Source organism: Prosthecobacter sp. SYSU 5D2 (assembly GCF_039655865.1).
GTDB lineage: Bacteria > Verrucomicrobiota > Verrucomicrobiia > Verrucomicrobiales > Verrucomicrobiaceae > Prosthecobacter.
The window spans coordinates 1-13,931 of the sequence record NZ_JBBYXL010000015.1 but is presented as its reverse complement, the minus strand read 5'-3'; the positions used below and the strand labels follow the sequence as shown (position 1 = coordinate 13,931).

The 13,931-nt window shown below is 59.4% G+C and carries 9 protein-coding genes; 8 read left to right on the top strand and 1 reads right to left on the bottom strand.

Features of this window, described 5'->3' with window-relative positions:
• Positions 1-29: 29 nt before the first annotated feature.
• The 5 genes from WJU23_RS21715 to WJU23_RS21695 all read left to right on the top strand — a co-directional run bounded on the left by WJU23_RS21715 (position 30) and on the right by WJU23_RS21695 (position 4,119).
• The gene (locus WJU23_RS21715; RefSeq protein ID WP_346334733.1) at positions 30-1,628 is read left to right on the top strand and encodes an FAD-dependent oxidoreductase; all 1,599 of its coding nucleotides are present in this window, start codon (positions 30-32) and stop codon (positions 1,626-1,628) included.
• Between the two features lie 185 nt (positions 1,629-1,813).
• Positions 1,814-2,395 (top strand): hypothetical protein, encoded by a 582-nt coding sequence (locus WJU23_RS21710; protein WP_346334732.1) that lies wholly within the window; start codon positions 1,814-1,816, stop codon positions 2,393-2,395.
• Between the two features lie 20 nt (positions 2,396-2,415).
• Complete coding sequence (locus tag WJU23_RS21705; protein WP_346334731.1) at positions 2,416-2,751, top strand: hypothetical protein; 336 nt, start codon at positions 2,416-2,418, stop codon at positions 2,749-2,751.
• A 59-nt stretch (positions 2,752-2,810) separates the two neighbouring features.
• Positions 2,811-3,353 (top strand): GNAT family N-acetyltransferase, encoded by a 543-nt coding sequence (locus WJU23_RS21700; protein WP_346334730.1) that lies wholly within the window; start codon positions 2,811-2,813, stop codon positions 3,351-3,353.
• Between the two features lie 124 nt (positions 3,354-3,477).
• Positions 3,478-4,119 (top strand): DedA family protein, encoded by a 642-nt coding sequence (locus WJU23_RS21695; protein WP_346334729.1) that lies wholly within the window; start codon positions 3,478-3,480, stop codon positions 4,117-4,119.
• A 36-nt stretch (positions 4,120-4,155) separates the two neighbouring features.
• On the opposite strand, the gene WJU23_RS21690 is transcribed toward WJU23_RS21695, so the two are convergent.
• The gene (locus tag WJU23_RS21690; protein ID WP_346334728.1) at positions 4,156-4,458 is read right to left on the bottom strand and encodes a hypothetical protein; all 303 of its coding nucleotides are present in this window, start codon (positions 4,456-4,458) and stop codon (positions 4,156-4,158) included.
• Between the two features lie 115 nt (positions 4,459-4,573).
• On the opposite strand from WJU23_RS21690, the gene rnr reads away from it, so the two are divergent.
• The 3 genes from rnr to WJU23_RS21675 form a co-directional block, all read left to right on the top strand.
• On the top strand, positions 4,574-7,150 hold the full coding sequence (gene rnr / locus WJU23_RS21685) for a ribonuclease R (RefSeq protein WP_346334727.1): 2,577 nt from the start codon (positions 4,574-4,576) through the stop codon (positions 7,148-7,150).
• 57 nt (positions 7,151-7,207) lie between these two features.
• A complete protein-coding gene (locus tag WJU23_RS21680; RefSeq protein WP_346334726.1) occupies positions 7,208-7,783 on the top strand; it encodes a transcription termination/antitermination NusG family protein in 576 nt (191 codons plus the stop codon).
• A 553-nt stretch (positions 7,784-8,336) separates the two neighbouring features.
• On the top strand, positions 8,337-13,931 hold a 5,595-nt coding region (locus tag WJU23_RS21675; RefSeq protein WP_346334725.1), incomplete at its 3' end, for a filamentous hemagglutinin N-terminal domain-containing protein.

Here is a 13,931-nt window from a genome sequence, read left to right as displayed (position 1 = left end):
CCCCTGCCATACGAGGTCCTGCCAAAACCATGAAATCGCCGGCTGCCGCCCTGCTGCTCTTCCTCACCGCCGCCTTCACCGCTCCGGCTGCGGATGTCGTCATCTATGGCGGCACTCCCGGGGGCATCGCCACCGCCATCAGTGCCGCCCGCCAGGGCCGCCGCGTCGCCCTGGTGGAATATCATCGCCACATCGGCGGCATGACCACCAGCGGCCTCGGCAAGAGCGACATTGAAAACCGCGCCATGATCGGCGGCATTTTCAAAGAGTTCATCACCGGCGTTTACGATCACTATCTCACCACCTACGGCCCGGGCCACGAATCCACCAAGCTCTGCAACGAAGGTTATTATGCCGAGCCCTCCGTCGCCGAAAAAGTATTTGAGGCCATGCTTGCCAAAGAGCCCGGCATTACCGTCCTCAAAGGCTGGCGCTTAAAATCCACCGAGGTCAAAGATCGCCGCCTAACCAGTATTGATATACTAAATCGTCAGGATGCCGCCGTCCGCACCCTCGCCGCCCCCGTCTTTGTGGATGCCACCTATGAGGGCGACCTCTACGCCGCCGCCGGGGCCCGTTTCCGCCTGGGTCGCGAGTCCCGCCAGGAGTTCGATGAACCCCACGCCGGCGTCATCTATTTTGACTACCAGACCCATGAGTTCCTCCCCGGCAGCACCGGTGCCGCCGATGACCGCCTGCCTGCCTACACCTACCGCCTCTGCCTAACCAAGGATACCGCCAACGCCCATCCCATGACCGCCCCGCCGCCCGGTTATGACCGCAGCGCCTACCTGGGTTACTTCGATGACCTCAAGGCCGGCCGCCTTGCCGGGCCCAAGGTCTTTAAGCCCGGTCGTGGCTACAATCCCGCCCACTTCGATACCCTCGTCCGCGCCCTTTCCGTCACCGACATCCCGAATCAAAAGACCGACGTCAACATCAACCCCCGCCCTCTCGGTTTTCCCTTCCCGGAGGAAAACAAAGGCTACATTGAAGGCGACGACGCCACCCGCCAGCGCATCGCGGCAAAGCACCGCAGCCTCACCCTCGGCCTCCTTTGGTTCCTGCAAAACGACCCCGAAGTCCCCGAGGCCCATCGCAAGATCGCCAATGAACTGCACCTGCCTAAGGACGAGTTCACCGACAACGACGGCTTCCCCTGGCAGCTCTACGTCCGCGAAGGCCGCCGCCTCATCGGCGAATACACCCTCACCCAGCACGACATCACCGGCAAAGGCCAGCAGCCCAAGCACCACGCCGACAGCATCGCCGTCGGCGAGTTCCCCATTGATAGCTTCCCCGCCAGCAAGCGCCAGCCCGGGGATACCATCGTCCTGGAAGGTTACCTCGGCATGCTGGATTACATCACCCGGCCCTATGAGATCCCCTACCGCATCATGATCCCCGAGACCGTGGACGGCCTCATCGTCCCCGTCGCCGCCAGCACCACCCACGTCGCCTTCTCCTCCATCCGCATGGAGCCCACCTGGATGGCCCTCGGCCAGGCCGCCGGCATCGCCGCCCACCTCGCCATCCAGCACAAGGTCCCACCCAGAAAAGTGCCCGTCCCAGAGATGCAAGAACTTCTGGTTAGGCAGGGTCAGGTGATCAGGCATGTGGGCAGGTAGCAGAGGCATCAAACGGCATGACCCTATAGCGTTAGACAGTCCCGGATTCAGCCGGTATGGATGCACTCAAATCCATGGGATAGGAGTGTCAAAACACAGCCTTCACTGAAGAATGTGAATTAATATTGCCACTCTTGCTGTTCTGTAGAATCTTCCTGCCCATGCTTAAAATAATCCGTCTCCTCTTGCTGGCCACCACCACAATTTCCCTTTCCCAGTGCGCTCTTGGGACCACCAAAATCAAAGCTGTTCATACCCCGCTTCAAGGCTCCGCTCAGCAGCGCGGCACCATCTATGTGAAACAGTTCACAGACTCCCGCAAAGTGGACAGCAAGGTGACGATCGGCAACAAGCGCAATGGCTTTGGCATGGTGCTGGGGACTTTGGCAATCAGAAACAGTGAAGGCGTCTCAGGTTTCATGACCGAGGCCGTGGCCGATGCTCTTCGGGCATCCGGTTACCAGCCCATAATCGAAGGCCAGGGGACTGCCAGTGCAGGCATGCCTGTGCTGGAGGGAGATGTGTATGAATTCTGGATGGATCTGTTCACCACGACCTGGCATAACGTCGGTGTCGAGCTCACCCTTCGCAAGCCTTCGGGAGCGGTTGCCTGGCAGAGGAAAGTCAACGGTACTGAGACCAATGTACTCTGGCTAGGCCTCAATGAAGAGTTCACCAAAGTCATGAGGCAATCCATTGATGAAGCCAAGCAGGAAGCCGTCAAAGAATTTTCCTCTGAGGCATTTTCAGCGGCATACAGACGTTGATTCGCGCAGTGCGATAACCCATGCCACCCCTTCCCAGACACCGCTGGCTTTGGCCCTCCCGGCATGATCCCTGGAACTCGGTGTTCGCCAGGTGCGCGAAATTTCTGGCACTGTTGCAGTGGGTGGTCATGGGCTGGTGGTTAATTGACGTTTCATCAAGCACCTACACCCACCCTGTGACCCAGTGTTTGATGGCAGGCGTTGTTACCCTTCTGGGTCTCATCGGCTATCGCGGCTTGGTGAGCGGTCATGCCAACCCTCTTGGCAGTTTTATCCTTCTGGCCGCCAATGGCTTCCTTTTGGCGGTCCAACTGCTGGCGCATCTGGACTACCTTTCGAGCAACTATTCAAGATGATGTCGTTTGCCGCTTTTACAGACGCCTGCTCATCCCGATATCGGTAGCACCTCCCCCAAATGCTCCCCTCCGCCACTGTCATCGAAACACCGCGCTGCCGCCTGCGCAGGATCACCGAGGCGGACATTCCTTTTGCCTTCTCCTCCACGCATCATCCCGGTTTCTGCGATGGCATGCCGTGGGATGCGCCGGAGACGGAAGATGTCTTGCGGGCCGTCCAGGCAAAAAACCAGGCTGAATGGGAGGCAGGCACGGGATGTGCCTTCACCATTGAAACCCGCGACGGCTCCATCCGCCTGGGGCGCATCAGCCTGCGATGGGTGGAGGCGGGCACATGGAACCTGGGCTTCTGGATGCACCCGGACCATCAGCGCCATGGATACATGACGGAGGCCGTCATTGCCCTGACCCGTTTCGCCTTTGACCGCCTCGGGGCCACCCGGATCCGGGCACTCCACGCCGACTGGAACCTGGGCAGCCGCCGGGTGCTCGAAAAAGCCGGATTTCAGTTCATTGAGCACATTCCCCAGGGCTTTCAAAAGCATGGCCGGTGGATTTCCGAAGATCTGCTCGTTTTGCTGAATCCCAATTCGAAGATCTGACCGGCCTGGGAAATCTGTGAAGGCCCAGCGGCAGGCTCGGCAGTACGGCCATCCTACCCCGCCATCGTATCTGCCTGACATTTCGTTTGCCCCATGGCGCTGAGGGCTGGAAAGTCTGCGCCTCATGATTGGCGACTTTCTCGATCTCATCCTGCATGTGGACAAGCATCTGCTCACGTTTGCGCAAAACTACGGCACGCTCATTTACGTGCTGCTGTTTGCCATCGTGTTTTGTGAGACGGGTCTGGTGGTGACGCCCTTTTTGCCCGGAGATTCGCTGCTGTTCGCGGTGGGGGCGCTTTCCGTCCAGGGCTTTGTGCGGCTGGAGTACATTATCCCGTTGCTGATCGTTGCAGCCATTATCGGGGACAATCTGAACTACTGGATCGGCCGCAAGGCTGGGTCATGGATGGTGACGCAGAGGTGGTTCAAACGGGACTATCTGTCCAAGACCGAGTCGTTCTTTGTGAAGCACGGCGGCAAGGCCATCATCCTCGCCCGCTTCGTCCCCATCGTGCGCACCTTTGCCCCCTTCACCGCAGGATTCGGGCAGATGCATTACACGCGGTTCCTGGGCTACAGCCTCGGTGGCGGTTTCATCTGGGTCATCAGCTTCACCCTGGCTGGCTATTTCCTCGGCAGCATTCCCTTCATCAAAAACAACCTGAAGCTGGTTTTCGTGCTCATCATCTTTGTCTCCGTGCTGCCCATCGTGATTGAGGTGATCAAACACAAGCTGGCTGCACTGAAGCAGAGTGGAGAGTGATGAACCTGGCGAGTTTTCCAGCCTTGTGAGGCCTCCTCACTCCCTCTCCACCTTCACCGCATCCACCTCAATGACCTTGACGTCAGCGGGGGGATTTTCACGATGGGCTTGATCTTGCAGGGGAGATGAGCGATAGGTGCTGCCTGTGAGCTTGCGACGTACGGCAAAATAAAGCGCCGCGCAGGCAGACAGACCCAGGCCAACCATTGCTACGGCAAGGCCGACAAACAAAAACAATGCAAGGACCCCGAGGGCGACAGCCCCCATCAAGACCACGGTCAGCACGGCCCGGAAGCCGCGCACACCCTGAAGCTGGAAATGGAAACCTCGGCGATTCATGCGATCATCAAACGTAACACACATTATTAATAACGCAGAGTTTTCCGCTCTGGACGTGCGTCATCCACAAAAACAAGGGTGACATTTCGGGCGGATTCTGTGCAGCTTTCTTTCTATGGAATCGAAAATTCTCAAACTGCTCGGGCAGGCGGACTACACGCCTTCGAATGTTCCTGAGCTCATCAGCCACCTGCGGCTCAAACGCGGCCAGCAGCAGGAGCTGCAAGAGGTCCTGGCAGATCTGGTACAAAAAGGCGTCATCGTACGCACCAAGGGCAACCGCTACATCCAGTCCCGCGAGGCCGATCTCATCCCCGGCGTCATCCAGATCACCCGCGGCGGCCGCGGTTTCGTACAGCCGGACGAGTCCGGCATCGGCGAGCTCAGCATCGCCGAAAGCGCCACCTCCACCGCCCTGCATGGCGACCGTGTCTTGGTGCGCCGGGAGGTCAAACCCACCGGCCTGCGCAAAGGCGTGCCGGAGACCAATGCGGGCTCCGTCGTGCGCGTTTTGGAGCGCAAGCGCAAGCAGTTCGTCGGCACGCTGCAGACGAGCAAAAAACTCCTCTACGTCATCCCGGATGATCCGCGCATCCCGCACAACATTTATGTGCCGGAGCCGAAGGATGTCGGCCGCCCGGCGAATCCCGGCGACAAAGTGGTGGTGGAAATCACCGCCTGGGAAAACCGCCATACTCCGCCCGAAGGCGAAGTGGTGGAAGTCCTCGGCGCACCCGATGCCGAAGGCGTGGACATGCTCTCCGTGCTGCGTCACTACGCCCTGCCGCTGCACTTTCCCAAAGAAGTGCTGGCTGAGGCCAACACCATCGCCAAATCCCGGCCGGACAACCAGCCCGCGGAAGAGGAATGCGAAGGGCGTGTGGACTGCCGCAGCCACAACGTCATCACCATTGACCCGGATGATGCACGCGACTTTGATGATGCCATCTGCATTCAGTCCGTCCCAGGGGACAAATGGAAGGTGTGGGTTCACATCGCGGATGTTTCCCATTATGTCCGCCCTGGCAGCCCCCTGGATGTCGAGGCAAAAAAGCGTGGCAACTCCACCTACCTGGTGGACCGCGTCATCCCCATGCTGCCTGAGGCGCTCAGCAATGAGCTGTGCTCCCTGAAGCCGGACGTGGACCGTCTAACCAAATGTGCTGAGTTTCTCCTGTCGAAAACCGGCGAGGTCATCTCCACGAAGTTTTACTCCGCCGTGATCCGCTCCAAAAAGCGCTTCACCTATAAAGAAGCGTATGCCGTCATCCAGCGCCGGCCCGTGGGCGACATCGAATCCATGCTGCACGATGCCCACGACATGGCCCAGCGCATCCGCAAGGCCCGGTTCGACAACGGCTCGCTCGACCTCGACTTCCCGGAAAACAAAATCCGCCTAGATGCCCAGGGGAAAGTCCTTCGCATAGAGCGCATCGAGAACGACGAATCACACCAGCTCATCGAAGAATACATGCTGCTGGCCAACGAAGCCGTGGCTGCCGACCTCATGAAGCGCAACCGCCCGGCGGTTTACCGCATCCACGAAGCGCCGAAGGACAAAAAGCTCCAGGACTACCGCGAGGACGTCCTCAGCCACCGCATCCAGTGTGGCGACCTCACCCACCGCCCAGAAGTCCAAAAGCTCCTCGCCAAGCTCGGCACCCTGCCCATCGGCCAGGCGCTGAAAATCGGCTTCCTCCGCTCGCTCATGCGCGCCCGTTATGCCGTGGAGCCGCTGGGCCATTACGGCCTGGCCAAAACCAAATACACCCACTTCACCTCCCCCATCCGCCGTTACGCCGACCTCGTCGTGCATCGCGTGTTGTTTGACAAAGTGGAGGCCCCCATCCCGGTGATGAAACAGATCGCCGAGCACATCACGGAGACTGAAAAGAACTCCGCCGATGCCGAGCGCGACAGCAAGGAAGTGAAGCTGTATGCCTACCTGGAAGCGCAGCTCACCTCCGGTGAACCGACGCCCTACCCCGCACTCGTCACCGATACGCGTAACTTCGGCTTCTTTGTGGACGTGCCCGACCTGGGCATGAGCGGCGTCGTGCCGCTGTCCTCCATCAAGGATGATTTTTTCATCCTCGAACCCACCCGCAACCACCTCATCGGCCGCCACAGCCGCCGCGTCATCAAGCTTGGCGACAAAGTCACCGTGCAGATCTACAAGCTGGACCGCTTTAAAAAGATGGTGGACTTCCAGCTCGTCACCGATGGCACCGCCACCGCCCGTCCCGAGCGCTCACGCAGTGAGGAAAGCCGCTCCGACCGCCCCCGTAGCGGCGACCGCTCCCGCCCGGCCGAGCCCGGCCGTGGCCGCACCTCCTCTAGAAGCTCATCAGACCGTGGCCGCAGCCGCCGGGATACAGATCGCCAGCCTGAACCCATGCCCGAGCATCGCCAGGAAGAACCCCGCCGTGGCAGATCCACCCCAAAAAAAGCCGCCAAAGTCGCCGACCAGGACCGTGGCCAGGAAAATCCACGCTCCCGCCAGGGAAAACCCCGTCCCTCCAAGAATGACGAACCTCGGGAAGAGCGCCCGCGCCGTGCCCGGGGTGCCAGCCGCAAGGAGGAACCTGTCGAGGCCCCTCCCGAGGCCGCCAAAAAATGGTACCACCGCCTCGGCTTTGGCAAAAAGAAGGCCGCCGCCCCTGCACCCGCAGCCAAAAAGAAAAAGTCATGACCATCAGGCAGGCGCTTTCATTCTGGCCCGCACCCTGCACCTTGCGTGAACGTGAACATGTTCTCCGATCAACCCGCCTGGTATGTCATCCACACCAGGCCCAAGTGTGAGCACCTGGCCGCCGCCGTGATGCAGACCCTGCCGGAGGTGGAGACCTACTGCCCGCGCATCCGTTTCCAAAAGAACACCCGGCGCGGCAAGGTCTGGTTCATGGAGGCGCTCTTCCCGGGATACATGTTTGCGCGCTTTGTCCCCGCCCTTTCGGTCCGTGCGGTCCGCCACTCTCAAAACGTTATCCGCATTGTGGATTTCGGGGAGCAAATGGTCTCCGTTTCCGATGACATCATCCGCCTGCTGCGCGAGGAGATGGAAGGCCAGGATGTCAAAGTTGTCCACGTGGGCGTGAACGTAGGCGATACGGTGGAACTGACCGACGGGCCTATGCGCGGGCTCAAAGGCATCGTCAACAGCATCCAGGACGGCCAGGAGCGTGTGAAAATCCTGATGGATTTTCTGGGAAGGGAAAGCCTGGTCGAAGTCAGCACGTCCAATCTCCTCGCTGAGCACACACCCCGCGATGTGCTAGCAGGTTCTTCAAAAGAAGATGCCGGGATCCGGCGCAAAAAAGCCTGAATTCCTCTGTCTTCTCCATTAAAGCCCGGAATCCGCACATGGATGAAGGCTGGACCTGCTGTCATCTGGCTGAATGAGACCGGATTTGCCGCCGGTGGTGAGATCCATCGCCGATTCCGGTTGATGCGGTGCATGGAAAGGCCATGCACCTCCATGAGCTCCTTCTGCTCGGATACCGCACTAAATCCAGCCGCGCGTGTGTCTTCCCCCCCCTCTCTCCGCACTGCGCTTGGGAATTTTCTTCTTATGAATAAACGATAAATATGAGTTAAATAAATACGTCGGTAGCCCTGATATTTTCGTGGAAAATGAAAAGACATGACTTCTTGCAGGACTACGTTCTTCAGAAAAAGAACCCGGCAGATATCATAATTATAGAAAAACACCATTTCATCCACTGAATCAACTTTCTGACATATAGTTTTTCGTTGAGGATGAAAGCATTAAAAAACAGCTGACTTTTTTTGAACATTTTGGCCTAGACAAACCATGCACGGCTCGCCACGCTCAGCCCGCTAAGGTTAAAGGATTAATTTAACTCCAGAAAGCTGCTATGAATCGTCTTTTCCGCGACACCCTCATGCTCTTCACGGCTGCCATCAGCCTTATCCCGGGTCCCTACGCGTTTGCCAATCCGACGGGTTTCAATTTGCAGGCAGGTGTGGTCGCGCCCCCTATTATTAACGGGAACCAGATGATCATTAACCAGGCCAGCAAGGCGGCCATCATCAACTGGTCGTCCTTCTCCATCGCCCTGGGGGAAAGCACCATTTTCAATCAGCCGGCCGGCGGGGCCGCCCTGAACCGGGTCACCGGCATCACTCCCTCAATGATCGAGGGCACCCTGAAAGCCAATGGCACCATCTGGCTCATCAACCCCAATGGCACCCTGATCGGCAACACCGGCATCATTCAGACCGGCAGCTTCCTCGCCTCCACGCTGGATGTCTCCAACGGTGAGTTCCTGAACTACGCCAACGGCCTTTCCGAAAGCGTCAACTTCTCCGGTAATTCCGGAGCTGCCGTCCAGAACCTCGGTAAGGTGAATGCCTCCGAAGGTGACGTCATGCTGTTTGCACGGCATGTGGACAATAAGGGCGAGATCATCGCTCCCAATGGTGACGTCGGCCTGGCTGCCGGGCAGGAGATCACCCTCGTCCGCACCGGTGAAGAGCGCATCCAGGTCAAGCCCGCCAGCGCAGGCAATGTCGGCGGCACTGGCGTGGATAACTCCGGCAACATCGAAGCCGTCCAGGCCGAGCTGAAGGCCAATGGTGGCAATATCTACGCCCTCGCCGTGAACAACTCCGGCACCGTCAAGGCCACAGGCGCTGTCATGAAAGGCGGCAAGATCTTCCTCAGCGCCGGCGGCGGCAAGGTGACCAACAGCGGTAGCCTCACCGCCAGCAAAGGCACCAAGGGCGGGGACATCCAGGTCACTGGCAAAGACGTCAAAATCGCCTCCGGCTCCAAGCTGGACGCCAGCGGCGCTCTCGGCGGCGGCACCGTCCTCGTTGGCGGGGATTACCAGGGTCAGGGCACCGTCCCCACAGCAGACACCACAACCGTTGAAGCCGGAGCCTCCATCAAGGCCGATGCCACTGAAAAAGGCAACGGCGGCAAAGTCATCGTCTGGGCAGACCAGGATACCGTTTACCACGGCGACATCTCTGCACGCGGCGGCGTGGCTGGCGGCAATGGCGGCTTTGCTGAAGTCTCCGGGAAAAGCAACCTGCTTTATCGCGGCTTGGCGGACCTGCGCGCCCCAGCCGGGCAGGCTGGCACGCTCCTGCTGGATCCCACGAACATGACCATCAGCAATGCCGCTCATGATGGAGTCAACAACGTGAGCTGGGCCCACATTCAAACTCAGTTGGGACTTGGGGTTTTGGTTGTCACTACTTCTGCACTGGGGGCAGATCCAGGCAACATCACCGTCACCGATGCCAGCCCGGATTTGAACTCGGCCAACTCCCTGACCTTCAATGCGGCCGGAGACTTCATCGCTGACGCTGCCATCACCAACACCTTGACCGGTGGGCTTATCGTCAATGCCGGGGGAGCGGTGACGATTAATGCCCCTGTAACATATAACAATATTTCCCTGACGTCCGGCAATGGCGGCATTACCGCCACGGGAGGTGCCATTACCACCGACTCCCTCACGGTTGCAACCGGGGCCACAGGCGGTGTCAGCATTCAAACAGTAGCCCACAACATCGGGGCCCTTCAGACGGGCGGTGCAGGGGTGGGCAGCGGCGGGTTGGGTTTTGGGCAGACACGCCCCGGTGGAATGAATGTAGGCCCGATCATTTCTGCGGGCAATGTGGCGATCAATAACTTCGGTGGCAATGTCACGGTCACAGGCGGCATCACGGCTACTAATTCAAATATTACGCTGAATTCCTCTGGCACGGTTCAGGTAAATAACCAGATCAATGCAGGCGGGGCGCAGGTAGCTTTGATTGGTTCACTGGGCGTCACCCAGGCCAATACCGGAGCTGGCATCACCGCTGATTCTTTGCGTGGCCAGTCCAGTTCAGGAAGTGTCTTCCTCAACCCCACTGGCCTTGCGGTTGCTGACGTCAACACCATCGCCACTTTTGCTGGCTTTGCCAATGACAGCCTTTCATTCACCAATTCCTCCGGCTTCACCGTCGGGCTGGTGAATGCCACCCAGGGCATCCTGACAGGCATCGGAAGCACGACGCTGACCGTTTTAAACGCCGCAGCAACCATCTCCCAAAGCGCAGGTGCCAATGGCCGCATTGAAACTCTCACTTTGAATGTGACGACCGATAACGGATCGGTCACCCTAAACAGTGTCAACAACAACATCGCCGGCCTCGGAACCATCAACCTGGGCGCTGGTAGTTTCACTCTGGTGGACAATGTTGCAGCTCTCTCAGTGGGTGCCATGACGGCCAATGGCGGCATCAGCATCACCAATGGCGGAGGTTCTCTGGCCACCACCGCTGATTTGACCACCCTGGGCAGCATGTCCCTGGCCGCCACCGGTAATATCGGCATCAACAACAACCTGACTGCTTCCTCCCTCTCTGTTCATTCCGGCACCGATGGCACAGGCGACCTCTCCTTTGGAGCTGGCGTGACTGTGCAGGCGAATACTCAGAGCTATCGGGCTGGCAACGGCGCAGGCGGCGGTACCGCAGCAGTCGCCAATCTAGTGACCAACAATCCCGCTTTCCGGAATACCGCCGGTGCGGCAGCACCCGTCTCCTTTACCCACCGCCAGGATGCAGCCATTGCCGATGCCAATATCGCCGCAGCGGCCCAGTTTGGCGGCACGGTCCCGGCCACCTACACGCTTCAGTCCGATGATGCCTCCATCATCCTGTCCACCGTTGCCAAAGTGGCAGGGTCTGCGCTCACTCTTAACGCTGGCACCAACCTCACTCTCGGCGGTGCCCTCAACCTCGCCTCCCTCAATGCCACGGGCGGCAGCGGCATCTCCCTCAATGCAGGTTCCGTGACCACGACCGGCACCCAAACCTACAATTCAGCAGTCACCTTGGCTGGCGATACGGTCCTCACCGGCACCACCCTCACCCTGGCCTCCGGCCTGGCCGGCGGCTCCAACGACCTGACCCTCGATTTCAGTACCGCCTTCACCCTGGCCGGCGGCATCACTGGTGTGGATAACTTCACTTCCGAAAAAGCCATCAACATCAACGGCGCCTTCACCACCACCGGCTCCCAGACCTACAACGCCGCAGCCACCCTGACGGGCAATTCCACCCTGACGGGCACCTCCCTGACCCTGGCTTCCGGCCTGGTGGGCGGCGGCAACAACCTGACTTTGGATTTCAGCACTGCTTTCACGCTTCCCGGCAACATCACCGGCGTGCAGAATTTCATCTCCCAGAAGGCCATCAACATCAATGGCGCTTTTACCACCACCGGCTCCCAGACCTACAACGCCGCAGCCACCCTGACGGGCAACTCCACCCTGACTGGCACCTCTCTGACTCTGGCCTCCGGCCTGACAGGCGGCGGCAACAATCTGACGTTGGATTTCAGCACCGCCTTTACCCTGCCCGGCAACATCACTGGAGTGCAGAATTTCATCTCCCAGAAGGCCATCAACATCAATGGCGCTTTTACAACTACCGGCTCCCAAACCTACAACGCCGCAGCCACGCTGACGGGCAACTCCACCCTCACTGGCACCTCTCTGACTCTGGCCTCCGGCCTGACAGGCGGCGGCAACAATCTGACGTTGGATTTCAGCACCGCATTCACGCTTCCCGGCAGCATCACTGGCGTGCAGAACTTCATCTCCCAGAAGGCCATCAACATCAACGGTTCCTTCACCACCACCGGCTCCCAGACCTACAATGCGGCCGTTACTCTGACGGGCGATTCCACCCTCACCGGCACCACCCTCACCCTTGCCTCCGGCCTGACAGGCGGCACCAACGACCTGACCCTCGACTTCAGCACCGCCTTCACCCTGGCAGGCGGCATCACCGGCGTGGATAACTTCACTTCCGAAAAAGCCATCAATGTGAACGGTCTTTTCACCACCGCTGGCACGCAGCTTTATAAAGGCACTCTGACGCTGGCTGGCAATTCTGAACTGGCGGGCAGCACCATCACCACCGAAGGTACGGTTGTTGGTGGAAACAACAACCTCCTGGTCACCGGCAATGCCGTTTTTGGCAATGAGGCAGCGGACACCGTCACCGGCCTGGGCACGTTACAGGTCACCGGAACCACCCTGATCAACACAAGTGCCATCACATCCGCTTCCACCCAGACTTATGGTGGTGCGGTGACATTGATGCTGGATGCAGTGCTGACCAGCACCACAGCCGGTAACATCAGTTTCAACTCAACGGTGGATACTAACGCAGCGGCCTTGGCGCTTCGCTCGCTGACGGTGAACACCGGCGGAGCGACCCAGTTCGGTAATGGCGGAGCCGACAACGTGGGAGCAACCCGCGCTCTGGCAAGCCTGACCACGGATGCAGCCGGCAGCACGGTGTTCAACATCCTGGGTGGCACTTCAGTGACGACCAGCACCACCCAGACTTACAATGACGCTGTGACACTGATGCTCGACACGGTGCTGGCCAGCACCACGTCTGGAAACGTCAGCTTCAACTCGACAGTGGATACCGATGCAGCGGCCCTGGCATTCCGCGCGCTGACAGTAAACACCGGCGGGACCACACAGTTTGGCAATGGCGGCGCAGACAACGTGGGTGCAACCCGCGCTCTGGCAAGCCTGACCACGGATGCAGCCGGCAGCACGGTGTTTAACATCCTGGGCGGCACTTCAGTGACAACCAGCACCACCCAGACTTACAATGACGCTGTGACACTGATGCTCGACACGGTGCTGGCCAGCACCACGTCTGGGAACATCAGCTTCAACTCGACAGTGGACACGGATGCAGCGGCCCTGGCATTCCGCTCGCTGACAGTGAACACCGGCGGAATAACCGGATTTGGCAATGGCGGAGCAGACAACGTGGGCGCAACCCGCGCTCTGCTGAGCCTGACCACGGATGCAGCCGGCAGCACGGTATTCAACATCCTGGGCGGCACTTCTATCACAACGAGTGGTGCACAGACTTACAATGATTCGGTGGCACTGATGCTGGACACGGCGCTGGCGAGCACCACGGCTGGGAACATCAGCTTTAACTCGACAGTGGACACGGATGCAGCAGCCCTGGCATTCCGTTCGCTGACAGTGAACACCGGAGGAGCGACCCAGTTTGGCAATGGCGGAGCTGATAACGTGGGCGCAACCCGCGCTCTGCTGAGCCTGACCACCGATGCCGGAGGCAGCACGGTGTTCAACATCCTGGGCGGCACTTCAGTGACCACCAGCACGACCCAGACATACAACGACGCGGTGACCCTGATGATGGACACGGTGCTGTCGAGCAGCACAGCGGGGAACATCAGCTTCAATTCGACGGTGGACACGGATGCGCTGGCTGCAGCAGTGCGCTCATTGACGGTGAACACGGGTGGAGCGACCCAGTTTGGCAATGGTGGAGCTGACAATGTGGGAGGCAACCGCGCGCTGGCCAGCCTGACCACCGATGCCGCAGGCAGCACGGTGTTCAACATCCTGGGCGGGACCTCAGTGACAACTGCTGGAGCCCAGACA